The organism is Streptomyces sp. NPDC096136, from assembly GCF_044763325.1.
GTDB lineage: Bacteria > Actinomycetota > Actinomycetes > Streptomycetales > Streptomycetaceae > Streptomyces.
Map to the genome: position 1 here is coordinate 224,692 of NZ_JBIWFZ010000001.1, position 25,566 is coordinate 250,257.

The following is a 25,566-nucleotide window of genomic DNA, read 5'->3' on the forward strand; positions in this document are numbered from 1 at the left end:
GCATTTCGAGGGGGTGGCGGAAGGCCGGTCCTTCCGGGGTGCTGCGACCGTGCTCAGCGCCCGGGCCGGGCGTCGGCGACGTGGACGAGCTGGTTGAGGGCGTTCAGTGAGTACCAGCGGCAGTCCACGACTTCCTCGGCGTCCCCGAGGCGCTTGACCAGGTACTCCCGCAGCGCCTTCTGGTGCATCAGGCACTCCGGGCACCGCTTGGACAGGTGCACCAGGTAGCGGGGGTGGGCGGTGACGTAGGAGCGGTCGCCGCCGTTGGGGTCGAGCAGCCGCCACCCGTCTTCGTCGGTGAGGGTGTGCCAGGAGGAGACCACGACCTTCATTGCGTCGCCCCACAGCTCTCCGCCGGCGGCGCCCTTGATGATCACGACGTGCTCGCCGGGGCGGAAGTGCTGGTGGGTGATGTCCCGCGTCGGGGTGAGCGGGTCGGGCGGCAGGTACACGGGACGGGTCTCGGGCACGGAGGGTCCTCCACGAAGGCGCTGGGCGGCGGTGGAAGACAAAGGGTCCGGAGAATCCCCGGTTTCCGAAACCGGGACTTCGCCGCTATATTGCGCGTCGCGCGCCTACCGGTACGGGTTCTCCGTGGGCCGGTCGCGGTCGTCGGCGGCCTCCAGCAGCTCGGGCAGATCGCTCCCCTCGGCCTCGCGCTGGTCGACCCACCACCCTGCCCGCGTCAGCAGCCGGACCTGCTCCTCCAACTGGGCCCAGTCGGCTTCGTCCCAGGTGCCTTCGGTGACCAGCGCGGTGTACGCGCGGGTCACCAGCTGGTGGCGGGTGCGTTCGCCCCAGCCCAGGATCTTTTCGGGTCCTTCCAGGGGAGGCATGTCGAACTGGGTTGCCCAGTCTGCAGCGGCGGTCTGTTCCTCGGCGCGTTTGGCGGCCAGCCACTCGGCCGTGCTGGCGGCGTCCGCCTGGTGGTCTGCCCGCCAGCAGTCGGTGCACTGGCGGGCGGCGAGCCAGCGGGCGTATCCGGCGCGCTGGTCCGCCGAACGGCTGGACAGATCATGGGTGTTGCCGTGTCCACAGCTGTGGACGATCTCGAATGACGTGGCGACCCCCGGGGAGTTCCGTTTGATGGGCGTTACGTTCGAGGTCGGGCTGCTGGTCTGGGGCTTCAAATCGAGTGCCTTCCGTTGGCGGTTGGGGTGGTGGCCTTCGTCGTTGCGGAGGGTCGTGCATCAGATGCGCGATTCATCCGGCGGACGGAGGTGGTCTGGAGTGCTTGACGGTGGTCTCGGGGACGCTTCCGCTGCGTCGTCTCAGCGGGTCCTGCGGATGGCGGCTGTGGCCGCCGTGGCGATGGCGGCGGGAGCGCTGGAGGGCCGGGGCAGATGCAGCAAGGTGGTCCCCGGCAAGTGGCGGGACTCCGCGGTGAGGGTGAGCTGGAGTACGGCGCAGCCGGCGGTCGTGAGCTGCTTGACGCGGGTGACGGCTTGAGCGGTTTCGTCGCTGCCGTAATGGGCGTCGGTGACGATCACGAGGAGGCGGCCGGCGCCGGGGCGGCTGAGTTCGAGGCCGTGGTCGAGTGCGTCGATGGCGTCGCCGAGGTTGTGGCTGCCGCCGGTGGCATTGAACGTCGTCACGCGCTCTGGTGCTCGGTGGGTGGGTCGGGTCAATGCGGTCAGGTGCCTGTCGTAGGCGATGGTGGCGGTACGGGAGTCGGGGTCGGTCATGGCTGCTGCGCGTGCCACGATCCAGGCAGCGGACGCGACGGGCGCGCAGGCGGCACGCATGGAGCCGGAGACATCGACGGCGATACCCACGCGCAGCGGCGGGGTGGGGGAGTTCCGGCGGCGGGTGTGGGTGAACGGTTCCGCGGTGGGGACCGACCCGGCCGCGCGTTGAGCGTCGCGGGCGAGGGCCGCGCGCATGTTGAGGCGGCCGGGCGGGGTAGGGCTGGTGGTCCGTTCCTCGGTCCGCTCGCGGTAGGCGGCGGCACGCAGGGCGCGGCTCAGGCGGGCGGCGGCACTCTGCTCGGCGGCGGTGGGTCTGCGGGTGCCGGTGACCGGGTTGCTGTAGGGCGCCGGTGTGCCGTCAGGGTTGACGGTGGTGCCGCGGGCGTTGAAGACCGACTTGGCGGTGGCGGCGGCTTGGCGTCGCTGGCTGGCCCGCTGGGCGCGGTCCTGAGCCTGCGCCTTGGACTGCGCGGCGATGGCGCTGGTCGCTGCGGCCTGTGCCGCGAGGTCGGCGGCGTCGGTGGCTTCCGTGCTGTCCATGACGACCTGCACGGCGCCGGACAGTAGATCGGTGAGGTTCTCCGGCACGGGCAGGGCGGGGGCCGCGATGTTCAGCGCGTCGCACCAGTCCTGAGCGTGCGCGAGCATGGTCGTGGCGTCGTGGTCGGCGCACTGGTGGGCCGCGGTCCAGATCCGGGTGAGCGTGGCCAGCAGATCGGCGCCCAGCACCTTTTCGCACAGATTGGCGACGGCCCGAGTCTCGCCAGGGTCCAGGATGCCGGCGTCACGGCGGCCGAGGATCAGGGCCGCGACGGCGGCGGCGTGCTCGATGCCCTGGAGGGTGGGGTTGGCGATGTCGGGCATGACCAGGGTCCGGGCACTGGTGCGCAGGTAGGTGCGGTCCGTGGGCCGCGTGATCAGGTGTGCGCCTTCGACACGGCTCTCCTCCAGCAGGAGCGCGGCCTCGACGAGACGGGGGTTCGCTCCGGCAGGCGCCGTCCAGACGGAGTGGGCCGCGTGCGCGGCCTCGTGGACGAACACTCCCCAGGCGGCGGGATACCGCTCCTCGTCGCCCACGATCCGCGGATGGATCTCGTGGGGCTGGAGCGGAGCGAACAGGCCGGCGTCGAACTCGACCTCACCCAACGTGGGGAAGAACGCGGCCGGTGCGCCGCTGCGGGTGCCGGGGCGGCAGGTGACGAGGAGGTCCTGGCGGCCAGAGAGGGCGACCAGCCGATCGCCGAGTTCGGCTCCCACGCGCAGCCACGCGTCCGGGGAGGAACGGGGTTGCGCGGGCGGGGCGCCGTCGTCGTCCCATCGCGCGAGGTCGGCGTCGTCCTCCGGTGTGGTGGCGGGGGACTGGACGTGGCGGTGGGCGCTCATCGCGAGCGGCCCCGGTGCGCGGAGCCGGTGATGCCCGGGGGCTTCCGGAGGGCCGAGGCGGAAAGCTGCTTGCCGAGGGTGAGGGGCGCGATCTTCTTGACGCCGACGGCCTTGATGACGGCGTCGGCGACGGCGTCGCGATCCTCCTCAGGGGCGATGCCGACCAGGTTCGCGAGCGCGGCGTTGGTGCCGAGGACGGCCTCGGTCTTCTGGTAGCTGAGCAGCTCCCGCAGCTGTGGGGCCCAGCCCAGCTCACCAAGTTCGACTTGGCGGGAGAGGTGTCGGGCGACCCGGACCACCCGGGCGTCGATCTTCAGCGCCAGGGCGAGGTCATAGTCCGTGCCGATCTGGATCTGCACGCTGAACCGGGACGACAGCGCCTCCGTCAGGACCGCCCCGTGGACGCCGGGGTTGTGGCCCGCGACCACGTAGAAGCCCGGCTCGGCCTTGATGGTCTCGCCCTTGTGGGCCTTGACCTGGATCTGCCTGCGCCCGTCCATCGCGGGATACAGCGCCGCCAGGACCTTCGGCGAGATCAGGGTCGCATCGTCGATCAGCAGGGCGCGGCCCTCGGTCATCGCGGTGACCAGCGGACCGTACTGGAAGACGTAACCTCCGCCGTCGGCCTGCGTGTACTCGCCGATCAGGTCGCCGACCGTGGTGTCGCCGTCACCGGCGACGGTAAGCAGGTCCGGGAACGCCGCCTCCACCAACGACGTCTTGCCGGTGCCCGGAGGGCCGTAGAGCAGCACCGGCACGTCGGCGTCGCGCAGCCGGTTCAGCGCCTCGACGTCGGGCAGATCGGCCAGCTCCCGGGGGTGGTAGAGCTGGCCCCCCGCGCGGCGGATCGGGCCGGTCTGCCTGGGCGTGGCTGCTGCGGGGCTGGTCGTGTGGGGCGTGGCCGGCTGGGCGCGGGGCGAGTGGGTGCCCGGTGGGCTGATCACCGCAGTCTGCGCGGCTGCGGTGGTTTTCCCGTTCGCTCGGAACTCGGGTTGTCCGGTTCCGTTTTGGTCGGCCTCGCCGCGTCGTACCAGGGTGAGGGCGGCGTTGCGGACCGCGCCGTGGGAGTGGCCCAGCTGTCGGGCCATCTCCCCGATGGTGAGCGTGTCCGCCGGCCGGTCCGCCAGCAGTCGGGCCACCTTGGCCCGTAGCTCGCCGCCCTTGGTGCGCGCTGAACTGGTAGGCGTTCCGGTGGGTGTGGTCAAAACGAGGGTCCTTCAGCAGGTGCGGGTGCGGGTGCGGGCGTGGGCAATGGGCTGGAGAGGCTGGCCGCTCTCGGAGCGGATCACGGACTGTGCCGACATCGGCGGCCGGGCCAACCGGGGCGCACCATCGGCGCTCACCGGCCGACCGAGGGTTCGGTACAGGTGCACGGGAGGGTCGGCGACGAGCAGCTCGCTAGCCGCCGAGCAGGCTCGTGCGTCCGCTCCGTACCGGGTTCCGTCGCTCGGCAAGCGCAGTCTGGCGTCTCTTCGAACCCGTCCTGGAGCAGGATCCGCCGGGCGGCGGCGTTGTAGCCGGTGGTGGTGATCTCGCCGGTGATGGCGTGCCGGATTGTCATGAACGGCTCTGCTGGTGCTTCGGGCAAGGCGAATCTCCTGTCGGTGGTGGAGGGAAAGCGGTGGGGTGTGGCCGTCTGGCCAGGGAGGGGCCCGCCGAGGTCACCGGGCTCGTCTGGTTGTCGAAGAGTGGGCGCCGAGGGCGGGTACAGGCACGGACGCGACCGGGGAGGCGTTCACGCGGTGCTGCGGAGGCCGGGAGGCGGCGGCCCGGGCGATGCGAGCCAACCGTTCGGCCGCGTAGTTCACGCGGATCGGGGCGTTCGGCGGGGCGGTCTGGGCTGGATCGAGGGAGAGGTCCGCCTGCACGGTGAACCCGTGTTGGCGGAGATCATGGACGGCCTGTCGGGCGCGGCGCCTCAGATCGTGATCGGGCTGGGCCAGGCGGAACAGATCGGCTCGGCCCGGTACTGGTTCGAACTGCTCGCGCTCCAGGTACCAGGCCGCGAGGTGGGAAGTGATGGCTGCGGTGGGACGGGCGACCACACCGTGCTCGGCGTGCAGCCCGAAATGGAAGTGCGGTTGCATGGGGGCGTCCTGACGGGTCGGGGAAGGTCATCGGCTGCGCGGCGGTCGTTCGGGGCCGAACGGCGCGGCCTTGCCTGCAGCGGGGAGTGCGGGCCGGACCGTGGTCGCAGGACCGACGGGTCGGGTGGCGCGAGCCTGCCGCAGCAGGGCTGGCGCGTCGGTGCGCCACCGGCGGAGGGTCTCGACCGTGCCGGGCGGCAGCGCGGCAGAGGCGGATGGCGCCGCCGGCCACGAGGAGGCCGCCTCGTCCGAGTGAAGGAGCTGGCGGAGGCGGTCCAAGGAGGCGGAGTCCTCGGTGCCCACGGCGGGGCGCATACGTGAGAGGAGCTCGGCGGCGTGGGGGCGCAGGCGGCGCCACTCGGTGGAGCCTTCTTCCAGGTACTGCTGCTCGACGTGCCCGAGCGTGGCTGGGCCCAGGCGGATGCCGTCGCTGTAGCGGCCGGACTGCTGGATTGCCGTCCATGTCGCATGGAGTTCCTCGAGCCTGCCGTGCGCCGATTCGACTACGGCTAGCAGCCGTCCGTGGACGGCCTGCTCGTACGCGGGCAGGAACGTGCCGGTCACCAGACCGGCGGCGTGGGCAGCGTCGGACGGTAGTACGACCGAGCTGGGGGCGTGCGGGTTGGCGTAGTTGTCGTCGAAGGTGGCGCTGGCGAAGGCGCCGAGCAGGTACTCGTGGGCGCTGCCGGGGCGTTCGACCAGGAGGAGTTCGATGCCGGCATCGTTGGTGAGGTGCGCGCCGTACGGGATGCGGGCGTGCTCCACGGAGTCGATGAGTTCGCCCGCGTCCCACAGGTTGGGGACGAGGTCTTCCTGCCACAGCGGGTGGGCGTAGACCTCGACCTTCACCGTCCAGTCCCCGGGCAGGCCGTTGGCCAGCGCGGTGGCGTAGTCGCCCAGGTAGGTGCGGGCGCCGCCGAAGAGGAGCACGCGGTGTCGGCGGGCGTTCTCTGCGAGGGCGAGCAGGTTGGGTTTTGCGGCGTCTATGTCGGTCAGGGCGTAGGTGCCGTCGGGGCGCCGCTCGAATCCGGGCGTGAGCCGCAGGGCGGTGTCGGCCCACCGGTACTGCTCGCCCACGGGGACGGCGACCAGGCCATCGGCCGGGCTGAGGGCGAGGATGATCTGGGCCAGGCCCCTGGGGCTGGGCGTTGCGCGGTCGTCCATGCTCATGCCCGGGGGGTGAGGGCGTTGCGCAGGCCGTGTCCGAACGCGTGGGCGTGGCGGCGGGCGGCGAGCTCAAGCTCCTCGTACTGCTCGCCGCGGGTCATCTGCCCGTCGTGCTTGCGGTACCGGTACACGGGCAGCCGCAGGAGCACGCCGGGAGCCAGCGCGGTGACGCCGACGGCGGCCATGTAGTCCTCGCCCTGGACCAGGCCGCCCATGCCGCCGGCCGCCCGGACCAAGCGGGTGCGGGCCAGGATGGTCGTCGGCCCGATCGGGATGGTGTCCTGCGGCCGGGGCCAGTACGTCACCACGTCGCCGGCGGCGTGGTAGCCGGGCGGGGCCGGGCATTCCCACAGGTGTGTGGAGCCGTCCGGCAGCAGGTCCTCGCTCCATCCTGCGACCCACCCGAGCTCGTGGGTGAAGGTCTCCAGGCGTACGCCCAGGCTCCAGTCGGGGAAGACGTCATCGTCGTCGGCCCAGTTCACGAACTCGGTGCGCACCTCGTTCAGGCCGAGGTTGCGGGCGCAGGCGGCGCCGACGGGTCGGGGCAGGGCGAGGGTCCGGATGCGAGGGTCGGCGGTAATCGGGGCGGGCACGAGGGCGGGGTCGGCGCCGTCGAGGACGAGGACGGCCTCCCAGGGCACGGTCTGCCGGGTGAGGCTGGCGTGCATCTCCTGCAGGTAGGGCAGGCGATCGGGGCGCAGCTGCGTGGCGATGACGACGGTGATCTGCGGGGCGGACAGGGACTTCTCCGGAGTGCGGTCCATGGACGGGGCGTTCAGCGGGTGACCCGCGATCGGGCGGGTGCGGGTGCCGGGGCGACCGGCTTGGTGATCTTCAGCGGGGTGGCGGGAGCCTGGATGGGCGCGGGCCGGCACGGATCCCACAGAGAGGGGGTTCCGGAGATCCGCGAGAGGGGGTCGGTGTCCCAGGACACGATGGGGCCGATGTCGTACCAGGTCAGGACGATGACCTCGATGCCGTGGTCGTGTAGGACGTAGCCCCACTCCAGTCCCATGGCATCAGCGTTGTCGTCGGTGACCGGGATCGGCTTCGCGGGGGTGCCGTCGATGTTGAACACGTTGTCGAAGGGTGCGCTCGGGCTGCGGTCGCCGTGGGGGTCGGGCCGCTCCCGGACGTGATCGGGGGCCCTGTCCAGGAGGTCCATGCCGAGCTGCTTCCAGTCGTGGGGGCAGTTGATCAGGTGCCGGCGCAGGGCGTCGAGGTCACCGCCGAAGCGGTAGCGGGCGGCGGCGAGCAGAAGGGGGAGCTGGTGGTCGGGGTAGCCGTCGTAATGGCAGTAGATGCCCTCGTAGCCGTCCTTGGGGGTCGGGTGGGCGATGAAGCTGCGGGTGCTGATGGCGGTTTCCTTCGTGCAGGTGGTCAGCGGGCGCGGGCGGCAGCGGCAGCGGCTGCGGGCAGGGCAGCCACAGGCCGGGCCACGGCCGGCGCGCGTGGCGGGAGCGTGGCGTGACGCAGGTTCACGCCGATGCCGTGTGCGGCGAGCCGCAGGGCGACGGCCTGGATCCGTACGGCGCGACCGTCCTGGCCGTAGGAGGCGGGGAGGAGGAATGCGGCCTGGTGGGGCATGTACTGGAATCCGTGGGCGTACAGCGCGTCCCGGGCTTCCTCTGGGACGTCCTTGTACGGCGTTCCGAGTGCCCCGTCCTCTTACCAGGTCAGGGTGACGGTCTCGTCGACCTGCGGCGGGGCCTTGCGGTGCGGGGGTTCGGGCCGGTCGATGACGCTGCGGAGTACGGCGTGCCGGGCGAGTTCGTAGCGGGGCAGCAGCCGTCTCGCGATGCGGGCGGCGGCGCGGACGGGATCATTGGGGACCGCGATCCCGTTGGGTTCCTCTACCCCCACGAAGTGGTGGGGTTCGACGTCGGGGCTGAGCGGGGCGACGACGAACTGGCTGGGCCGCAGCGGCCTGTCGGTGACGTAGAGCTGCTGGCCGTCCGGGCCGTGGAGTACGGCCTCGTGGCCCAGGACGTACTGGCTGACGATGTACTCGACGTGGCCGGTGTCCCAGAGGCGCTCGATGGCGGCGAACTGGTCCGGGTAGGTGGGATGCTGCTGGTAGTCGCTCGTCCACTGCCCGGGGAGGCGGGCGGCGAGCGCGGAGGCGAACAGGGACAGGTCGGCGCGTGCGGAGGGCATGGGCTCCCGGGTTGGTTGAACGATTCTGCGGTCAGTGCATGCGGGCGTCGGTATCGAAAAGTTGCAGCTCAGCGGGGTGCAACTGGTGCTGAACCACGAAGCTCCGGCCTGCGACCTTCCACAGGCCGCGGCCCCGGCTGAGGTGGGACAGCGCGGCGGACTCGACGCTGGTCAGTCCGAGGAGTCCGGCGGCGGCGTGCAGCTGGTCGGTCTCCTGGCGGTAGATCACGCGGGTGCTGCAGTCGGCGAGCAACCCCTCGGCCAGTGCCCGGCTTTGGCTGCCGGCGTCGCCCGCAGTCAGCAGGTCTGACAGCCGGTGGATGACCATGGCGTTGGCAATACCCAGGCCGCGGGAGAGCTTCCACTGCGCCTGCATGCGCATCAGGAGGGCCGGATGCCGCATCAATCTCCACGCCTCGTCGTAGATCACCCACCGTCGGCCGCCGTACGGGTCGGTGAGCGCGGCTTCCATCCAGGCCGATGCACAGGTCATGGCCAGGACCAGGGCGGTGTCGTCGCTGCCGCCGAGGCGGGAGAGATCGATGGACAGCATCGGGGCGTACGGGTTGAAGGCGCTGGTGGAGGGTGCGTCGAACATCCCGGCCAGGTCTCCGAAGACCAAGCGGCGCATGGCGTGGGCGAGGTCGCGGGCGGCCTCACCCAGTCGTCCTGCCAGCAGGCCGCCAGCGAGTTCGAGGCTGGGTCCGTCGGCCAGGGCGTGGGCGATGTCGCCGAGCAGCGGGGGCCGGCCACTGGCCGCCGCGCGGGCAGCGGCGGCGTCGAGCGCGACGTCGAGGACGGTGTGCTCCATGGGGAGCAGGTCCCGGCCCAGGACGGTGCGCGCCAGGGAGCCGAGGAGCAGCAGACGGCGTTTGCGGACCTCGCCCTGCCACTCCGCCTCCGGTACGGAGGGTGGACGGGGCGCCGAGTCCAGGGGATTCAGCCTGCCGGGCAGCCCCGGCCCCAGCGCAATGGCCGTGCCGCCCAAGGCGGTGGCCACCGTGCTCCATTCACCCTTCGGGTCGCACGGCACGTACACCCTGTACCCGAACGCCACGCTGCGCAGGGCCAGGCTCTTGGCCAGGGCGCTCTTGCCCTGCCCGATCACCCCCGCGAGCAGCAGGTTCGGGTTGGTGAAGCCCTCGACTTTCCCGTAGAGGCTGAAGGGGTCGAAGGTAAAGCTGCCTTCCGCGTGGAGGTCGCGGCCGATGTAGATGCCGTCGGCGCCGAGTCCGCCTTCGGCGAGGAAGGGGTAGGCGGCACTGGCCACGGCCGTGGTCATGCGGTGGGCGGGCAGCTTCAGGCGGCCGCCGCGGGCGGACGTGGGGCCGGGGCGTCCGGCGAGCGGATAGACCGCGTCGGGGTAGGCGGCCTCGGTGGCGTGCTGGCCCGCTTCGGGGCCGGCGGCGGTGCGGGCTCGGGCTTCGGCGCGGGCGGTCTGCTTGCGCAGGGCCCGGCGCTGGGCGCGGTCGATGTTGTTCGGGGTGAACAGGGGGGTCGCGCTGGCGCGGCGGTGGGACAACGGTGCTCGCTCGTTTCCGGGGCGGGGGTGTTCAGGACGCCGGGGCGGCGAGGTCTACGGCCGTGGTCTTGCGCCGTACGGCGTGGGAAGCGGCCAGGTGGCGCTGGCAGATGGTCAGCATGGGCGGGCCTTCGGGGAGCCGCTCGGGGTGGCAGTCGCTGCTGTTCGCACCGTGGGCCCCGGCCGACGTGGCGCCCTGCGCGACGACAGCACCGGCACCGGCGACCGCAGTCGCCTTGAGCGGCTTACGACGGGAAAAGCCGTTCACGGTCGGGTCGGTTGGCGAGCACTGCGTGGTCACGCGTGCCGACCCGGCCGGGGCGGCCGATGCCGCAGCTCCCCGGGGCGTCGTCCCGGGGCACCTGAACCCGGAAGTGGGGGGAGGCGCGCCCCGGGGTGTGGGCCGACCGTGGGAGCGGTGCGGCCGAAAGGGGGGTGCGGGGCGCGCCGGGGCGGTCCGCCGCGGTGCGGGGTGCTTTCGTCGGTGGCCGGGCCGGTGGCCGCTCCTTCGACCGGGGCCGGCCCCTCCCGACGCGTCGCCGACCGGGCGCCGCTCCTGGGGGCGGGCGCTCCGTCCCACCTGCCTGAGGAGAGAGCGTGGCCACGACAGTCGACACGGGGCGCGGTGCCGGTTCCGCGCAGTTGCTCGCCGGCCAGAAGGCGCTGGTGACCGGTGCCAACTCGGGCATCGGCCTGGCGACCGCCGTCGCCCTGGGCCGGGCCGGGGCCGACGTCGTGGTCAACTACGTCGCCGGCGCGGACGAGGCGGAGGAGGTCGTGGCGCAGATCAAGGGCTTCGGGGTCCGCGCCTACGCCCACCAGGCCGACGTGTCCGACGAGGAGCAGGTGGCCGCCATGGTGGCCCGGATGGTGCAGGAGTTCGGCACCATCGACATCATGGTCGCCAACGCCGGACTGCAGCGGGACGCGGCGCTGACCGAGATGACCCTCGCCCAGTGGCAGAAGGTCATCGACGTCAACCTGACCGGCCAGTTCCTCTGCGCCCGCGAGGCCGCCAAGGAGTTCGTGCGGCGCGGTGTGGTGGAGGAGGTCTCCCGGTCGGCCGGGAAGATCATCTGCATGAGCTCGGTCCACCAGGTCATCCCGTGGGCGGGGCACGTCAACTACGCCTCCTCCAAGGGAGGTGTCGGCATGCTGATGCAGACCCTCGCGCAGGAGCTGGCCCCCCATCGGATCCGGGTCAACGCGATCGGGCCCGGCGCGATCCGCACCCCGATCAACCGCGACGCCTGGTCCACCCCCGAGGCCGAGGCCGCCCTCCTGCAACTGATCCCCTACGGCCGTGTGGGCGACCCGGAGGACATCGCCAACGCGGTCGTCGCCCTCGCCTCCGACCTCCTCGACTACGTCGTCGGCGCCACGCTCTTCGTCGACGGGGGCATGACGCTCTTCCCCGGTTTCGCCACCGGGGGCTGACCGCCCGTACGGGACCCGGGCGACCGGGCGACGTACCGCCGCGCGCACCGGCCGGCCGGACGGTGCGCCCACCGGGCGGGGAAGGCTCCACGGCGCCCCTCCGCCCGCGTCACGGCTCCTCAGCCCCGTCGTCCGCGGGCACGACCAACGAGGCACACATGTCCAGCACGGTGTTCCACCTGGCGGAAGCCCCGCCGCAACTCCTGCCGGCCCGCGAGCTGATGGCCTTCTCCCTGGGTTCGCACATCCTGCTGGTCCCCTTCGGGGTGGCGCTGCCGTTCCTCACGCTGCTGATGCACTACCGGGGGCTGCGCCGCGAGGACCCCGTCGCCCTCAAACTGGCGCGGCGCTGGTCCGCCGTGATGGCCGTGCAGTTCGCCATCGGCGTCGTCACGGGCACGGTGCTGTCCTTCGAGCTCGGTCTGCTGTGGCCCGGCATGCTGGGGCGCTGGGGCGACGTCTTCGGGCTCGGGTTCGGCGTCGAGGCGTGGGCCTTCTTCCTGGAGGCCGTACTGATCGCCGTCTACCTGTACGGGTGGCGCCGCCTGAAGCCGTGGACCCACTTCTGGCTGGGCGCCCCGCTGCCGCTGGCGGCCCTGATGGGGGCGTTCGGGATCATCGCGGCCAACGCCTGGATGAACACCCCGCGGGGGTTCAGCCTCGACAGCGAGGGCAACCCGGTCGACGTCGAGGTGCGCCGGGCGATCTTCACCCCGATGTTCGGTCCCGAGTACTGGCACTTCGCGGTCGCGATGTTCATGACCGCCGGGTACGTGGTCGCCGGGGTGTACGCCGTGGGCTGGCTGCGCGGGCGGCGCGACCGGTACCACCGTCTCGGCTTCACCCTGCCGTTCACGGTGGCCGCGATCCTCACGCCGGTCCAGTTCGTGATCGGCGACTCCACCGCCCGCGCCGTCTTCCACAGGCAGCCGGTCAAGTTCGCCGCCACGGAGCTGGTCTGGGAGACCGACACGCACGTCCCGGAGTACCTCTACGGCCGGCTGAACACCGACGGGACCATCTCCGGCGGGATCAGGATCCCCCAGCTGGACTCGATCCTCGCCGGCTTCCGGCCGAGCACCCGGGTGACGGGCCTGACCTCGGTCCCCGCGTCCGACCGGCCCACCACCGTCCAGGCGACCATCGCCCACTGGGCCTTCGACACCATGGTCACCGTCGGCAGCCTGCTGGTCCTGCTCGCGCTCTGGTACGGCTGGGTGTGGCTGCGGCACCGGGAGCTCCCGCACAACCGCTGGTTCTTCCGCTGCGCCGCCGTCGCGGGAGCCGCCTGCCTGATCGCCGTGGAGTGCGGCTGGATCACCACCGAGGTGGGCCGCCAGCCCTGGATCGTCTACAACGAGATGAGGGTCTCGGAGGCGGTGACCACCACCCGCGCCGGATCGCTGTGGGCGATGTTCGGCCTGATCGCCGTCGTGTACGTGCTGGTGTTCGGCGCGTTCCTCGCGGTCGTCCTCACGATGCGCACCCGCTGGCGCACCGCCGACGAGAACCCGGACGCCGTGCGGGGCGCCCCGGCCCCGGAGGACGACACCCCCTACGGGCCCAGGGACGAGCCCGGGGCCGCGGTCGGCGGGCCGCCGTCCGCCGGCGGCTCAGGCGACTCCGGCCGCGACGCGGGAGGTGCGTCCTGATGGCGGACTTCATCGCCTGGGTGCTGGTGGCCGTCATCGCGGCCTACGCCTGCGGCGGGGGCACCGACTACGGCGCGGGCTTCTGGGACCTCCTGGCGGGCGGGCCGGAACGCGGCAAGGGGCCCCGAGCACTGATCGACCACGCGATGGCACCGGTCTGGGAGGTCAACAACGTCTGGCTGATCTTCGTGCTCGTCGTCATGTGGACCGGCTTCCCGACGATGTTCCAGGCCGTCTTCGAGGCGATGTGGCTGCCGCTCGCGCTCGCGGCGGTCGGCCTGGTCCTGCGGGGCGCCGGGTTCGCCCTGCGCAAGCCCACCCACCGGCTGGCCCGACGGCGCGTCTACGGCGCCGCGTTCGCCGTCTCCTCGCTCCTCACGCCCTTCTTCCTCGGGGCGGTCCTCGGCGGCATCGCCTCCGGACGGGTCGAGGTCGGGACGATCGCCTCCGCGGACGCCTGGGCCAACCCGACCTCGGTCCTCACCGGTCTGCTGGCCGTCGCGGCCGCCGCGTTCCTCGGGGCGGTGTTCCTCTGCTCGGACGCCCGCCGGTTCGGCGCGGACGACCTCGTCGGCTACTTCCGCCTCCGGGCGCTGCTCGCCTTCGCGGGCATCGTCGTCCTCGCGCTCATCGCCCTGCCGGTCACCCACGACGACGCCCGGTACGTCTGGGACGGCCTCACCGGGGGCCCGGGACTGCTGCTGGTCCTCCTGGCCGCCGTCTGCGGGCTGGCCACGGTGGTCCTGCTGGTGCGCCGCTCCCACGCCTGGACCCGCCACACGGCGGCGGCGAGCGTGGCCCTGACCGTGTGCGCCTGGGGCTTCGCGCAGCGGCCCTACGTGCTGCCCACCACGCTGACCGTGGCCGACGCCGCGGGCGCCCCGGCCACCCTGCACTGGCTGGTCATCGTCACCGGCATCGCGATCGTCCTGGTCGGTCCCGCGCTGGTGCTGCTCTACCGGCTGGACACCCTGGGCCGGCTGGAGGCCCTCACCGACGCCGACACCCAGGCGGCCGGAGCCGCCGGGGACGACGCGTAGCCGGGGCCCGGCGGGGGCCGCGCGGCCCCCGCCGGGCCCGTCAGCCCATCCGCTCGACGAGGTGGTCGCCGACCCGCAGGGCGTTGGCGATGGCGGTCAGCGACGGGTTCACCGCGCCGATGCTGGGGAAGAAGCTCGTGTCCACGACGTAGAGGTTGTCGAGGTCGTGGGCCTTGCAGTCGACGTCCAGTGCCGAGCTGCGCGGGTCGGTGCCGAAGCGGACGGTGCCGGCCTGGTGGGCCGTGGCCCCGATGGGCATGCCCTTGTGCAGGTAGATGCTGTGCGGCAGCAGGTGGTGCTCGTGCATGCCCAGGTGGCCGAGCATCCCCCGGAGCTTGTGCTGGAGGCGCTCCAGGCCCGCGATGTTGTTCTTCTCGTCGAGGGCCAGGTGGATGTCGCCCTTCGCGTCGAGGGTGACGCGGCTGTCGGGCAGCGGCAGGTCCTCCCCGCAGAGCCAGAAGTCGACGGCGTGGTGCGCGAGCATCTCGAAGGGCATGTCCGGGGAGATCCTGCCCGCCCAGCGCGGTGCCTCGCCGTGGATCTGGTCGGCGTCCGACTTGCCCAGCATCTGGATGCCGCCGAGCGGGAAGTCCCAGTCGTCCGCGCCGAGGTACCAGTCGTTGAGCGCGAGGGTCTTCTGGAACTTGGTGGGGTTGGGCTCCTTCGACACCGCCATCAGTGCCAGGTTGTTGTGCCGCATGTAGTGGCGTCCCACCACGTCCGAGCTGTTGGCCAGGCCGCCGGGATGCCGGTCGTTGGCCGAACGCAGGAGCAGGGCTGCGGAGTTGACGGCCCCGCAGGCGACGACGACGATGTCGGCGGCGAACGCCTCCGTGGACCCGTCGCCGAGCTCGGCGACCACGCGCGTCACCGTGCGCCCGGTCGGGTCGGTCTCCAGGCGCCGGACGTGGGCGCCCGTCACCATCGTGACGTTGTCGTACGCCAGGGCCGGGTCGACGCAGATCACCTGGGCGTCGGACTTGGCGCCGAGCAGGCAGGGGAAGCCGTCCACCCGGTCGCAGCGGATGCAGGCGCTGTCACGGGTGGCCCGGCCGTTCCCGTCCTGGGTCAGGTTCACCCCGATGGGCAGGTGGAAGGGGTGCAGGCCCCGCTTCTCCAGGTCGTCGCTGAGCTGCTGGATGCGCGGCTCGTGCTCCACCGGGGGGTGCGGGTACTGGCTGCCGGCCCGCCCCTCCGTCGGGTCCTCGCCGTGCCGCCCGTGGACGAGGTAGAGCTGCTCCGCCCGGGTGTAGTAGGGCTCCAGGTCGTCGTAGTCGATCGGCCAGGCCGGCGAGACGCCGTCGTGGTGGCGCAGCTCGCCGAAGTCCTCGGGGCGCAGGCGGAAGAGGGCGGCGCCGTAGAACTTGGTGTTGCCCCCGACGTAGTAGTTGACCTCCGGGGGGAAGGCGTTGCCGTGCTTGTCGTACCAGAACTCGGGCGCCCGGTACTTTCCCTTGACGAAGACGGCCGTGGAGTCCCAGTTGTCCCGCTCCCGGGGCAGGTAGCCGCCGCGCTCCAGGATCAGGACGCTCTTGCCGGTGGGGGCCAGCCGGTGGGCGAGCGTGCCGCCGCCCGCTCCCGTGCCGATGATGATGACGTCGTAGTGCTGATCGCCGGCCATGCGGGGTCCTGTTCTGGGAGAGACAGGGGACATTGCGTACCTTTCCGACGCTATCCGGCAATCCCGGTGGCGGCGACCGAAGGAGGGCCCCGGTCAGCCGTCCGCCCGGACCGTGCGCGCCGCCGCGTCGACGATGGTCCGCGGGTCGGCCGTCGCGTCCAGGGTCACCCCGGGCTCGTCGGGCCGCAGCGGTTCGAGGGCGGTGTACTGGGAGTCCACCAGCGGGGCGGGCATGAAATGGCCCCGGCGCCCGGCGACCCGCCGCGCGGCGCGGGTGCGGTCGAGGGCGAGGTGGACGAACACGACGCCCGCGCCCGCCCGGCGCAGCAGGTCCCGGTACTCGCGCCTGAGCGCGGAGCAGGCCATCACCCCGCCCCGGCCGGAGGCCTCCGCCTGCCGGATCCAGTCGGCGAGGGTCAGCAGCCACGGCAGGCGGTCCCCGTCGTCGAGGGGCCGGCCGGCGGCCATCTTGGCGCGGTTCGCGGCCGAGTGGAAGTCGTCCGCCTCCGCGAAGGGCACCGCCAGGCGGTCCGCGAGCAGCCGGCCGACGGTGGACTTCCCCGCTCCCGAGACACCCATGACGACCACCACGGGCGGCACCGGGGACCCTGCTCCCATCACGTTCCCCAACCTGGTCCGGCCGGCCCGGACCGGCCTCAGAAGACGGCGATCGGATTGACCGGCGAGCCCGTGGCGTCCGGCAGCCTCAGCGGGGCCACGACGCAGAGGAACGACCAGCGCCCCTCCGCCTCGCAGACCTCCACGAGGTCCTCGAACTGGAGGTAGTCCAGCAGGTGCAGGCCCATGGCGTGGACGGCCAGCACGTGCACCGGGAAGTCGACGCCCTCGGTGCAGCTCGGGGCGGTGTCGTGGTTCCCGTCGGCCCCGAGCACCGCGACCCCCCGGTCCCGCAGGAACTCCGCCGCGGACGGATGGAGGCCGGCCCGCAGGTCCGCCGCCCGCCAGGCGCCCAGCTCCGTACGGCGCCGGCGGTGGCCGACCCGGACGAAGAGGAGGTCGCCCGCGCCCACCCGGACCCGCTGGGCGCGCTCCGCCGCGGTGAGGTCCTCCGGGGTCACGTGATCGCCCGGCTCCAGCCACGGCACCCCGCGCAGCCGAGGGATGTCCAGCAGCACGCCGCGGCCGACGATCCCGTCGCGGGCCTCCTCGACGGTCAGGGCCGTGGCCCCCTCCGGCGTGACGCTGTCCGCGTCCACGCCGCCGTACAGGGTGCCGTCGTAGATCACGTGGCACAGGGCGTCGAGATGGCTGTCGGCATCCCCGTGGACGTTCATCGTGAAGCGGTCCCTGGCGAACTGGAGCCCGGTGGAGGCGATCGCACCCCGTACGGCCCCGGTCATGACGTGCTCGCACGGCTCGGGATCGTCGGGCCCCGGCTCCGTCTCGACCGGCGCCGCCATCGTCACCGTCCGGCCGGAGCGCACCTCGGCCGCCGCCGCCCGCACCCGGTCCGGCGTGAGCTCGTCGAGGGCGCCGCGCCGCGGGGAGGCGCCGGCCGGGCGGCGGACGCGCGCGTAGAGCGCGGCGAACTCGGCCGCGGTCAGCCGCGGCGCTCCCGCCGCAGGGGCCGGCGCGGACATGGTCAGCGATCCAGCTGTGCGTCGAGCGCCCGGTCGAGGGTGGTGGCGGCCATGATGAGGGACAGGTGGGTGAACGCCTGGGGGAAGTTGCCCAGTTGCTCCCCGCTGGGACCGATCTCCTCGGCGTAGAGGCCGACGTGGTTGGCGTACGTCTGCATCTTCTCGAAGGTGTACCGGGCCAGGGGCAGGCGTCCCGCCCGGGCCAGCGCGTCCACGTAGAGGAAGGTGCACAGGCTGAACGTGCCCTCCGAGCCGCGCAGTCCGTCCGGCGAGGCCGCAGGGTCGTAGCGGTAGACGAGGCTGTCGGAGACCAGGGTGCGGTCCATCGCGTCCAGGGTGGACAGCCAGACCGGGTCCTTGGGGGCGATGAACTTGACCCTGGGCATGAGCAGGAGGGAGGCGTCCAGGACGTCGCCCTCGTAGTGCTGGACGAAGGAGCGGTCCTTCTCGCTCCAGCCGCGCTGCATGATCTGCTCGAAGATCTCGTCCCTCGCGCGGCGCCAGCCCTCCAGGTCGGCCGGGCGACGGAAGCGCTCGGCGAGCTGGAGCCCCTGGTCGAAGGCGACCCAGCACATCAGCCTGCTGTAGGTGAAGTCCTTCCGGCCGCCGCGGGTCTCCCAGATGCCCTCGTCCGGACGGTCCCAGGCGCCGGTGAGCCAGTCCAGCGCCTTCGCCACCGTCTTCCACCCCCGGTAGCTGGCCTGCTGGGCGATCTCGTAGCCCTGGGAGAGCGCGTAGAGGGCCTCGCCGTAGATGTCGAGCTGGAGCTGGTCGGCGGCGCCGTTGCCGACGCGGACCGGGAAGGAGCCGCGGTAGCCCTCGAAGTGGTCGAGGGTCTCCTCCGGCAGGTCCGGATCCCCGTCGACCCGGTACATCGTCTGGAGGGGCTCCCCCTCCCGGCCTTCGCGCTCGCGCAGCCTGTCCGCCAGCCAGTGGATGAAGGCCGTGGCCTCCTCGGCGAAGCCGAGGTCCAGCATGGCCCGCACGGACAGGGCGCCGTCGCGCACCCAGGTGAACCGGTAGTCCCAGTTGCGCTCACCGCCGACCTGCTCGGGCAGGCCCGTGGTGGCCGCCGCGACCAGGGCGCCGGTGGGGGCGTAGGTGAGGAGCTTGAGGGTGATCACCGAGCGGTGCACCTGCTCGGGCCAGCGGCCCCGGTAGCGGGACTGGCGCAGCCAGTTCTGCCAGAACCCCGCGACCTCCCAGAACTGGTCGGTGACCTCCGCGACCGTGGGCGCCGCCGGGGCCTCGCCGCCGGAGGCGCAGACGGTGAACACGGCGCCGCCGGACTCTCCGGCGCTCAGCCTCACCCTGCCCCGCACGTCCTGGCCGTCGCGCTCCAGCGGGAAGGTGGCCTGGAGGTGGGCGTCGATCTCCGGTGAGCGGAACACGGCCCGGCCGCCGTCCAGTTCGAGGGAGTGCTCGGCCCGGCCGTAGTCGAAACGCGGTCGGCAGACGAGGGAGAAGTCGAAGGTCCCCCGCACGCAGCGCACCGCGCGGACCAGGGTGTGCCGGTCGGTGGGGATGCGGGTCCGGTCGGGAGGCATGAAGTCGAAGACCTCGCCGACGCCGTCCGGCGACATGAAGCGGGTCACCAGGATGGCCGTGCCGGTGTAGTAGAGCTGCTTGCAGGTCACGTCCGGGTGCTCGGGAGCCAGCTCGAAGTACCCGCCGCGGTCGTGGTCGAGCAGGGCGGCGAAGATGCTGGGGGAGTCGAACCGGGGAGCGGCGAACCAGTCGACGACACCCCTCGACGACACGAGGGCGGCGGTCTGCAGGTCGCCCACCAGTCCGTGTTCGGCGATGGGTGGGTAGCGGTCCATGGTGACTCCGGGGAGGATCGGCGGATGTTCCCGCAGATCCACCATCGCCCACCCAGGTCCCTCCCGCCACGCCGTGCCGACCGGGCGCGGTGAGCGGGCCACCCGCCCGGCGGGTGGCGCCGGCCCCGCCCGGCCCCCGGCGACGTGTCGCGCTTGACCGGCCCGGCGCGCGGCCGCATCCTCCTGACCGGGGCCGCCACCGCAGGCCACGACCACGCCCGCGCACCGGACCGCCGCCGGGCGGACCGAGGAGGCCACGCGTGCAGGACAGCCGCACCGGACGCCAGCTGACCCTCCGGCACGGCGCGCACGAGGCCGTCGTCGTCGAGCTGGGCGCCGCGCTCCGCTCGTACACCGTCGGCGGACGCCCCGTGATCGACGGGTTCGCCGCACAGGAGCCGGTCACCGGGGGCCGCGGCCAGATCCTCGTGCCGTGGCCCAACCGGATCCGGGACGGCCGCTACACCTGGGAGGGACGGGAGCTCCGGCTGCCGCTCACCGAGCCGGCCGCGGGCAACGCCATCCACGGACTGCTCCGCTGGGTCCCCTGGCGGGTGGCCGAGGAGGGCGGCGACCGGGCCGTGCTCGACGTGGAACTCCGGCCGCAGCCGGGCTACCCCTTCCACCTCGGCGTCCGCGCCGCGTACACCCTGGGCGGGCACGGCCTCGAAGTCGCCGTCACGGCGCGCAACCTCGGCCCGGACGCGGCGCCCTACGGCTTCGGCCAGCACCCCTACGTCAGGGCGGGCACCGCGTCCGTCGACGAGGCGGTACTGACCCTGCCCGCACGGACGCGGCTGGTCACCGACGGGCGGGGACTGCCCGTGGGCGCCGAGCCGGTCGCCGGGACGGAGTACGACCTGCGGGCGCCGCGCGCGCTCGGGCCGCTCCGGCTGGACACCCCCTTCGGCGACCTGGAGCGGGACGCGGACGGGCGGGCCGTCGTCCGCCTGGCCCATCCGTCGGGCACCCTCGGCACGGACGTCTGGCTCGGGCCGGGCGCCGACTGGGTGCAGCTCTACACCGGCGACACCCTGCCGCCCGGGGAGCGGCGCCGCGCCGTCGCCGTCGAGCCCATGACCTGCCCTCCCGACGCCTTCCGCAGCGGCACGGGCCTCGTCCGCCTCGCGCCGGGCGCGCACCACACCGTCCGCTGGGGGATCACGCCGTGGGGGGAGTGAGGCCGGCGCGGGCGGGCCGTCCGCCCGAGCCGGAGCCGGAGCCGGAAGCCGGCGGGCACGGCGAGGCCCGCTGGCCGATGGCCGTGGCCGTCCTCGCCTCCGCCGTACTGACCCTGCTCCTGCCCGACGACCTGCGCCTGGGGCCCCGCTGGGCGCTCCCCGTCGCCGAGGGACTGCTCCTGGTGGCGCTGGTCTCCGGCGACCCCGTCCGGATCAGCCGCCGCTCGGACGCCCTGCGCGCCGTGTCGATCGCCCTGGTCACCGTACTGGCGTGCGGCTCCTTCTGGTCCACCGTGCAGCTGATCGACGACCTGCTCCACGGCGGGAAGGAGACCAACTCCGCCACCTCCCTCCTGCTGGCCGGCGGCAGCGTCTGGACCTCCACCGTCCTCGCCTTCTCCCTGCTGTACTTCGAGCTCGACAGCGGAGGTCCGGCCGTCCGGGCCCACGGGATGCCCCGCACTCCCGCACTCGCCTTCCCCCAGCACCTGAGTCCCGAACTGAACGCCCGGGACTGGCGCCCCCGCTACGTCGACTACTTCTACCTCGGGTTCACCAATTCGACCGCGCTGAGCCCCACCGACGTCATGCCGCTCGCCCCCTGGGCCAAGCTGGTCATGACCCTCCAGTCCGTCATCTCCCTGGTCATCCTGGGCCTCGTGATCGCCCGGGCCGTCAACGTCCTCGCCTGAGGTGCGGCCGGGACGGCCGGTCGCGACCGCGGGCGTCCGGTGGTGCAATGGCCCTGAGGGGGGTACCGCCAACACCCGTAGGTGACGCCGTGAGTGAAGAAGCCGACACGCGAGAGCCGATCGAGGAGATGGGCCCCGTCGACTACCTCGTCGTGGAGTTCCCCGGCAACCGGATGACCGGTGAGGGCTTCCCCCTGCTCGTCGACCTGGTGGACCGCGGTCTCATCCGCATCCTCGACCTGGTCTTCATCAGGAAGGACCAGGACGGCTCGGTGGTCGCGCTGGAGATCGCGGACCTCGACGCCGACGGGGAGCTCGACCTCGCCGTCTTCGAGGGCGCGTCGTCGGGCCTCCTGGGCCAGGACGACCTGGAGGAGGCCGCCCACGCCATCGAGCCCGGCAGCTCGGCCGGGCTGCTGGTCTACGAGAACGTCTGGGCGGCGCCGCTCGCCGCCGCCCTGCGCCGCGGCGGGGGCCAGCTGGTCGCCTCGGGACGCATCCCCGTCCAGGCGATCCTCGCCTCGCTGGAGGCGACCGAGGCCGACTCCTGAGCGCGCAGGACACCCACCGACAGCCGACACCCCGCCGCCGTCCCCCGGCGGGCGGGAGAGACACCGAAGGACCGCCATGCCAGGACTCCTCCGCGGCGTAGCCCGCACCGCCGTCATCGCGGGAACCGCGACCGCGGTCTCGAACCGTGTGTCCCGCCGGCAGGCCGGCCGGTGGGCCGCCCAGCAGCCGGAGCCCGAGCCCGCCCCGCCGCCCCCGCCCCCGCAGCCGGCCGCGGCGCCAGCCTCCGACCGGTCGAACATGCTGGACGAGCTGAAGCAGCTCGGCGAACTCAAGGCGCAGGGCGTGCTCACGGAGGCCGAGTTCGAGGAGCAGAAGCGCAGGATCCTCGGCTGACCGCAGCGGCGCGCCGGCGCTCCCGGCGGCGTCCCGGACGCGCACCTCACCCCCGGCGGGTGAGGTGCGCGTCCGGCCGCGCGGCCATGCTGGGACCACGACCCGTCCCCGCGGAGAGGTGATCGACCATGTGCAGGTGGCTGGCCTATTCGGGAACCCCCGTGCTCCTCGACACCATCCTCTACAAACCCGCGCACTCCCTGATCGACCAGAGCCTGCACGCGCGGCTGGGCGTCGAGACGACCAACGGTGACGGCTTCGGAATCGGCTGGTACGCGCAGGAGTCCGGCATCGACACCCCCGCGGTGATGCGGGACGTCGGTCCCGCCTGGAACAACCGGAACCTGCGGGAGATCGCCCAGCACGTCACGTCCCCGCTCTTCTTCGCCCACATCAGGGCCTCGACCGGCACGGCCGTCCAGCAGACGAACTGCCACCCCTTCCGGCACGGCCGCTGGCTGTGGATGCACAACGGCGCCATCGCCGGCTTCCACGAGATGCGCAGGGAACTCTGCCTGGCGGTCGAACCCTCCCTCTTCCCCGGGATGGAGGGGACCACGGACTCCGAGGTGATGTTCTACCTGGCCCTGACCCTGGGGCTGGAGGAGGACCCCCCGGGGGCGGTGGCCCGGATGGTCGGCCTCGTGGAGCGCACCGGCCGCGCGCACGGGATCGGGAACCCGATGCAGATGACGGTCGCCGTCACGGACGGCGAGGCGCTGTGGGCGTTCCGCTACGCCAGCGGGGGCGCCGCCCGGTCGCTCTACTACAGCACCCGGGTGGACTCCCTGCGCGCGCTGCACCCCGACATGTCCTTCCTCCAGGAGCTGTCCGACGAGACCCGGCTCGTGGTCTCGGAGCCCCTGGGGGACCTCCCCGGGGCCTGGAACGAGGTGCCCGAGCACAGCTACGGCGTGGTGCGCCGGGGCGACGACTCGCTCCACCCGTTCGTCCCGGCCGCCTGACGCCCCGCAGCCGGGCGGGTGACGGCGGGTCCGTTCCCGGCGTGTGCGGCGCCGGGGAGGGGCGGGCCGTGCGACCGTGCATGGCCTCTGCCAGCTCACCGTCGGGAGTCGTCCGTGCTGGAACGCCAACAGCTCGAGGGCCGTACGCAGGTCACCTTCGTCCTCCCGGAGGGCGCCCCCGACGGGCCGGTCAGCGTGGTGGGTGACTTCAACCAGTGGAACCCCTCCACGCACCCCCTCACGCCCCGCGGTGACGGCACCCGCGCCGCGACGGTCGCCCTGCCCACCCGCGGGAGCCACTCCTTCCGCTATCTGGCGGCCGGTGACTACTGGTTCGACGACGAGCAGGCCGACGGCCACGACGGCGCCAACGGCCGGCTCCACACCTGACCGGCGAGCGGACGGACCCGGGGGACAGGACGGGTGCGATGAAGCTGACGGTGGTGTCGATGCCCGAGATGCGCATCACCTGCCCCGATGTGGCGGAGGTGCGCGCGCGGCTGGCCGCCGACCCCTTCCTGCTCGTCGACGTGGAGCTTCCGGAGGAGGAACGTCCGGAGGGGGCGGCGTCGGCGGAGGTGGAGGTGGGGGAGGAGCCGGCGCAGGAGCCGGGGGACGAGGAGTCGGTAGCCGACCGGCTGGGCCTGGACTTCGAGGGACTGGACTGGTTCGGCCGGGCGGGGGAGCAGCCGCGCGCCGAGTACCTGGGCGACCGGTCGGGCCTCGTCGTACCGCTGGTCCGCGGGGAGCAGATCGTCCACTTCCACGTGCTGGTGACCGAGCGCTTCCTGATCACGGTGCACCGGGGCCGGGGCGAACAGGCGCGGGACTTCACCGAGAGGCTGGAGCGGCAGGAGGCGGACGACACCGTGGCCGTGCTCTTCTTCCTGCTCGGCGAGGCGCTGGGCACCTTCCGCCGGGCCGCCGTGCAGGCCCTGCTGGAGGCCGAGGCGATCGAGGACGCCATGTTCGAGGAGCGCCGGCCCGAACAGCTCTACCGGCTGGCGCGGCTGCGCCGGCGGTCCGCGCAGCTGCACCACTTCCTGCGGCCCTTCCTGGACGTGGCCGACGAGGTCCTCACCCGGCGGATGCTGAGTCCCGCCTTCCCGCAGGAGCGGCGACGGCTCGCCCAGGAGTTCCAGACCAGGGGACGGCTGGTGCTCGCGGACATCGAGTCCCTCAAGGAGGCCACCCGCCGGGCGTTCGCCAGCCACGCCTCGCTCAGTGCCGGCGAACAGAACGGCGTGATCAACCGGCTGGCGATCGTGTCGGTGGTCTTCCTGCCGCTGTCGTTCCTGACCGGGTTCTTCGGCATGAACTTCACGTTCCTGACGGACAGCATGGAGAGCCGCGAGGAGTTCTGGCTGCTCGCCGTCGGCCTCCAGCTGCTGGTCCTCGCCGGCTGCCTCTACGTGCTGCATCGCACCCGCGTCTGGCGCAGGCTGCGCGAGGACGACTAGCCGGGCCCCGCTCAGGCGCGCTTGGCGGTGGAGCGCCGGGGCTTGGCCGTCGCGGCGGTCTTCCGGGTCCGGGCGGACGCGGTCGCCGCGGCGGGGGCCGGACGCGGTTCCGGCTCGGGCTCCGGCGCGCGGGCGGCGGCCGTGCGGGCGGCCGTGCGGGGCCGGCCCGTGGTCCACTTCAGCTCGATCTCCAGCTCGATCTCGTCCCCGTCCACCTCGATCTCCACCTCGCTGCGGAGCTCGTCGGGGACCCGCAGGCTCAGCGTGCCCGTGCCCAGCTCGACCTCGGCCTCCCCGCCCTCGCGCAGCGCCCGGGCGAGCCCCGCGAGCTGGTCGGCGGCCTCGGCACGGGTCATCGAGCGCTTCTGTTCGAACTTGAGGTCCTTCATGGCTTCCTCCGGGGAACGGCGCGTCCGACCGAACGGGTCGTACACCTGCCATGGTCCGGTTCCGGCCGGCATCCCGCACGGCCCGCGGGTCCCGTGGGGTGACGCTCCCGCCGGGGCCCGGACGGGAGCGGCCGTCCGGCCGCCCAGCCCGCCTATATGCTTTAGGGAATCCCGATGCGTTTTAGGTGGACTTCGAGGAGGAGGCGCCATGGCACGGCGTGCGGGGCTCACGGCGGACCGGCTCGTACGTGCCGGGGTGGAGCTGGCGGACGAGATCGGCTTCGAGCGGGTGACGCTCTCGGAACTCGCCCGGAGGTTCGACGTCAAGGTCGCGAGCCTGTACTCCCACCTGCGCAACTCCCAGGACCTGAAGACCCGCATCGCGCTGGCCTGCCTGGAGGAGCTCGCCGACCGGGCCGCCGACGCCCTCGCCGGACGCTCCGGCAAGGACGCCCTCAGGGCGTACGCCGACGCCCTGAGGGACTACGCCCGACAGCACCCGGGCCGCTACGCCGCGACCCGGTTCCCGCTGGACACCGCGACCGCCCTGGCGAGCGCCGGCGTACGGCACGCCCGGATGACCCGTGCCATCCTGCGCGGCTACGACCTGGCCGAACCGGAGGAGACCCACGCCGTCCGCATGCTCGGCAGCGTCTTCCACGGCTACGTCAGCCTGGAGGGGACCGGCGGCTTCAGCCACAGCCCCCCGGACAGCCAGACGAGCTGGGAGCGCATCGTCGACGCCCTCGACGCCCTGCTGCGCACCTGGCCCGCCGGCTGACCGGCCGCCCCGCC

The 25,566-nt window shown here is 72.9% G+C and carries 28 protein-coding genes and 1 pseudogene; 11 read left to right on the forward strand and 18 right to left on the reverse strand.

Annotated elements, in window-relative coordinates; translation table 11 throughout:
* Nucleotides 1–53: 53 nt before the first annotated feature.
* From ACIRBY_RS00980 to ACIRBY_RS01040, 13 genes and pseudogenes are all read right to left on the reverse strand, one after another.
* The gene (locus tag ACIRBY_RS00980) at nt 54–470 is read right to left on the reverse strand and encodes a hypothetical protein (protein WP_403894115.1); all 417 of its coding nucleotides are present in this window, start codon (nt 468–470) and stop codon (nt 54–56) included.
* Between the two features lie 105 nt (nt 471–575).
* Nucleotides 576–1,049, reverse strand: a complete 474-nt coding sequence (locus tag ACIRBY_RS00985) for a hypothetical protein (RefSeq protein WP_403895216.1) — start codon at nt 1,047–1,049, stop codon at nt 576–578.
* 222 nt (nt 1,050–1,271) lie between these two features.
* Entirely contained in the window at nt 1,272–3,071 is a 1,800-nt protein-coding gene (locus ACIRBY_RS00990) for a hypothetical protein (RefSeq protein ID WP_403894117.1), read from the reverse strand.
* Nucleotides 3,068–4,210, reverse strand: coding sequence for an AAA family ATPase (locus ACIRBY_RS00995; RefSeq protein ID WP_403895219.1), 1,143 nt, complete (start codon nt 4,208–4,210; stop codon nt 3,068–3,070). The genes ACIRBY_RS00990 and ACIRBY_RS00995 overlap by 4 nt, the downstream gene beginning before the upstream one ends.
* 200 nt (nt 4,211–4,410) lie before the next feature.
* The gene (locus ACIRBY_RS01000; protein ID WP_403895222.1) at nt 4,411–4,632 is read right to left on the reverse strand and encodes a hypothetical protein; all 222 of its coding nucleotides are present in this window, start codon (nt 4,630–4,632) and stop codon (nt 4,411–4,413) included.
* A 100-nt stretch (nt 4,633–4,732) separates the two neighbouring features.
* The gene (locus ACIRBY_RS01005; RefSeq protein WP_403894120.1) at nt 4,733–5,158 is read right to left on the reverse strand and encodes a hypothetical protein; all 426 of its coding nucleotides are present in this window, start codon (nt 5,156–5,158) and stop codon (nt 4,733–4,735) included.
* Nucleotides 5,159–5,185: 27 nt separating this feature from the next.
* On the reverse strand, nt 5,186–6,328 hold the full coding sequence (locus ACIRBY_RS01010; RefSeq protein ID WP_403894123.1) for a hypothetical protein: 1,143 nt from the start codon (nt 6,326–6,328) through the stop codon (nt 5,186–5,188).
* The gene (locus tag ACIRBY_RS01015; RefSeq protein WP_403894126.1) at nt 6,325–7,089 is read right to left on the reverse strand and encodes a glycosyltransferase family 2 protein; all 765 of its coding nucleotides are present in this window, start codon (nt 7,087–7,089) and stop codon (nt 6,325–6,327) included. Before ACIRBY_RS01015 ends, ACIRBY_RS01010 begins: the two co-directional genes overlap by 4 nt.
* A gap of 11 nt (nt 7,090–7,100) precedes the next feature.
* A complete protein-coding gene (locus ACIRBY_RS01020) occupies nt 7,101–7,490 on the reverse strand; it encodes a hypothetical protein (RefSeq protein ID WP_403894129.1) in 390 nt (129 codons plus the stop codon).
* Nucleotides 7,491–7,705: 215 nt separating this feature from the next.
* Complete coding sequence (locus ACIRBY_RS01025; RefSeq protein WP_403894132.1) at nt 7,706–7,912, reverse strand: hypothetical protein; 207 nt, start codon at nt 7,910–7,912, stop codon at nt 7,706–7,708.
* An 81-nt stretch (nt 7,913–7,993) separates the two neighbouring features.
* Nucleotides 7,994–8,482 (reverse strand): hypothetical protein, encoded by a 489-nt coding sequence (locus tag ACIRBY_RS01030; protein ID WP_403894135.1) that lies wholly within the window; start codon nt 8,480–8,482, stop codon nt 7,994–7,996.
* A 31-nt stretch (nt 8,483–8,513) separates the two neighbouring features.
* Nucleotides 8,514–10,004 carry an ATP-binding protein gene (locus ACIRBY_RS01035; RefSeq protein WP_403894137.1) on the reverse strand — a complete coding sequence of 497 codons (1,491 nt, stop codon included), beginning with the start codon at nt 10,002–10,004 and terminating at the stop codon, nt 8,514–8,516.
* A 31-nt stretch (nt 10,005–10,035) separates the two neighbouring features.
* Nucleotides 10,036–10,173: pseudogene (locus tag ACIRBY_RS01040) on the reverse strand (DUF6238 family protein); the annotation flags it as partial.
* A gap of 428 nt (nt 10,174–10,601) precedes the next feature.
* Between ACIRBY_RS01040 and ACIRBY_RS01045 the strand changes: the two are divergent.
* The 3 genes from ACIRBY_RS01045 to ACIRBY_RS01055 all read left to right on the forward strand — a co-directional run bounded on the left by ACIRBY_RS01045 (nt 10,602) and on the right by ACIRBY_RS01055 (nt 14,133).
* Entirely contained in the window at nt 10,602–11,441 is an 840-nt protein-coding gene (locus ACIRBY_RS01045) for an SDR family oxidoreductase (RefSeq protein WP_403894139.1), read from the forward strand.
* A 158-nt stretch (nt 11,442–11,599) separates the two neighbouring features.
* Nucleotides 11,600–13,093, forward strand: coding sequence for a cytochrome ubiquinol oxidase subunit I (locus ACIRBY_RS01050; RefSeq protein WP_403894142.1), 1,494 nt, complete (start codon nt 11,600–11,602; stop codon nt 13,091–13,093).
* The gene (locus ACIRBY_RS01055) at nt 13,093–14,133 is read left to right on the forward strand and encodes a cytochrome d ubiquinol oxidase subunit II (RefSeq protein WP_403894145.1); all 1,041 of its coding nucleotides are present in this window, start codon (nt 13,093–13,095) and stop codon (nt 14,131–14,133) included. Before ACIRBY_RS01050 ends, ACIRBY_RS01055 begins: the two co-directional genes overlap by 1 nt.
* A gap of 40 nt (nt 14,134–14,173) precedes the next feature.
* On the opposite strand, the gene ACIRBY_RS01060 is transcribed toward ACIRBY_RS01055, so the two are convergent.
* The 4 genes from ACIRBY_RS01060 to ACIRBY_RS01075 all read right to left on the reverse strand — a co-directional run bounded on the left by ACIRBY_RS01060 (nt 14,174) and on the right by ACIRBY_RS01075 (nt 19,178).
* A complete protein-coding gene (locus ACIRBY_RS01060; RefSeq protein ID WP_403894148.1) occupies nt 14,174–15,754 on the reverse strand; it encodes a GMC oxidoreductase in 1,581 nt (526 codons plus the stop codon).
* 93 nt (nt 15,755–15,847) lie between these two features.
* A complete protein-coding gene (locus ACIRBY_RS01065) occupies nt 15,848–16,372 on the reverse strand; it encodes a gluconokinase (RefSeq protein ID WP_403894150.1) in 525 nt (174 codons plus the stop codon).
* A 38-nt stretch (nt 16,373–16,410) separates the two neighbouring features.
* Nucleotides 16,411–17,355 carry a cyclase family protein gene (locus ACIRBY_RS01070; RefSeq protein WP_403894153.1) on the reverse strand — a complete coding sequence of 315 codons (945 nt, stop codon included), beginning with the start codon at nt 17,353–17,355 and terminating at the stop codon, nt 16,411–16,413.
* A gap of 2 nt (nt 17,356–17,357) precedes the next feature.
* Nucleotides 17,358–19,178, reverse strand: a complete 1,821-nt coding sequence (locus ACIRBY_RS01075; protein WP_403894156.1) for a glycoside hydrolase family 15 protein — start codon at nt 19,176–19,178, stop codon at nt 17,358–17,360.
* A 260-nt stretch (nt 19,179–19,438) separates the two neighbouring features.
* Here ACIRBY_RS01075 and ACIRBY_RS01080 point away from each other — a divergent pair, with 260 nt between their 5' ends.
* The 7 genes from ACIRBY_RS01080 to ACIRBY_RS01110 all read left to right on the forward strand — a co-directional run bounded on the left by ACIRBY_RS01080 (nt 19,439) and on the right by ACIRBY_RS01110 (nt 24,382).
* Nucleotides 19,439–20,359, forward strand: coding sequence for an aldose 1-epimerase family protein (locus ACIRBY_RS01080; RefSeq protein WP_403894159.1), 921 nt, complete (start codon nt 19,439–19,441; stop codon nt 20,357–20,359).
* Nucleotides 20,347–21,051 (forward strand): hypothetical protein, encoded by a 705-nt coding sequence (locus tag ACIRBY_RS01085; RefSeq protein ID WP_403894162.1) that lies wholly within the window; start codon nt 20,347–20,349, stop codon nt 21,049–21,051. The genes ACIRBY_RS01080 and ACIRBY_RS01085 overlap by 13 nt, the downstream gene beginning before the upstream one ends.
* 128 nt (nt 21,052–21,179) lie before the next feature.
* A complete protein-coding gene (locus tag ACIRBY_RS01090) occupies nt 21,180–21,602 on the forward strand; it encodes a DUF6325 family protein (RefSeq protein ID WP_403895225.1) in 423 nt (140 codons plus the stop codon).
* A 76-nt stretch (nt 21,603–21,678) separates the two neighbouring features.
* Nucleotides 21,679–21,957: an SHOCT domain-containing protein gene (locus ACIRBY_RS01095; RefSeq protein WP_403894165.1), complete on the forward strand. Its 279-nt coding sequence runs from the start codon at nt 21,679–21,681 to the stop codon at nt 21,955–21,957.
* A gap of 128 nt (nt 21,958–22,085) precedes the next feature.
* Nucleotides 22,086–22,922 (forward strand): class II glutamine amidotransferase, encoded by an 837-nt coding sequence (locus ACIRBY_RS01100; protein ID WP_403894167.1) that lies wholly within the window; start codon nt 22,086–22,088, stop codon nt 22,920–22,922.
* A gap of 114 nt (nt 22,923–23,036) precedes the next feature.
* Nucleotides 23,037–23,312, forward strand: a complete 276-nt coding sequence (locus ACIRBY_RS01105; protein ID WP_403894170.1) for an isoamylase early set domain-containing protein — start codon at nt 23,037–23,039, stop codon at nt 23,310–23,312.
* Between the two features lie 38 nt (nt 23,313–23,350).
* On the forward strand, nt 23,351–24,382 hold the full coding sequence (locus tag ACIRBY_RS01110) for a CorA family divalent cation transporter (protein ID WP_403894173.1): 1,032 nt from the start codon (nt 23,351–23,353) through the stop codon (nt 24,380–24,382).
* An 11-nt stretch (nt 24,383–24,393) separates the two neighbouring features.
* Here ACIRBY_RS01110 and ACIRBY_RS01115 read toward each other — a convergent pair whose 3' ends face one another.
* Nucleotides 24,394–24,771 carry an amphi-Trp domain-containing protein gene (locus ACIRBY_RS01115; RefSeq protein WP_403894175.1) on the reverse strand — a complete coding sequence of 126 codons (378 nt, stop codon included), beginning with the start codon at nt 24,769–24,771 and terminating at the stop codon, nt 24,394–24,396.
* A 208-nt stretch (nt 24,772–24,979) separates the two neighbouring features.
* Between ACIRBY_RS01115 and ACIRBY_RS01120 the strand changes: the two genes are divergently transcribed.
* On the forward strand, nt 24,980–25,552 hold the full coding sequence (locus ACIRBY_RS01120) for a TetR/AcrR family transcriptional regulator (RefSeq protein WP_403894177.1): 573 nt from the start codon (nt 24,980–24,982) through the stop codon (nt 25,550–25,552).
* Nucleotides 25,553–25,566: the final 14 nt, after the last annotated feature.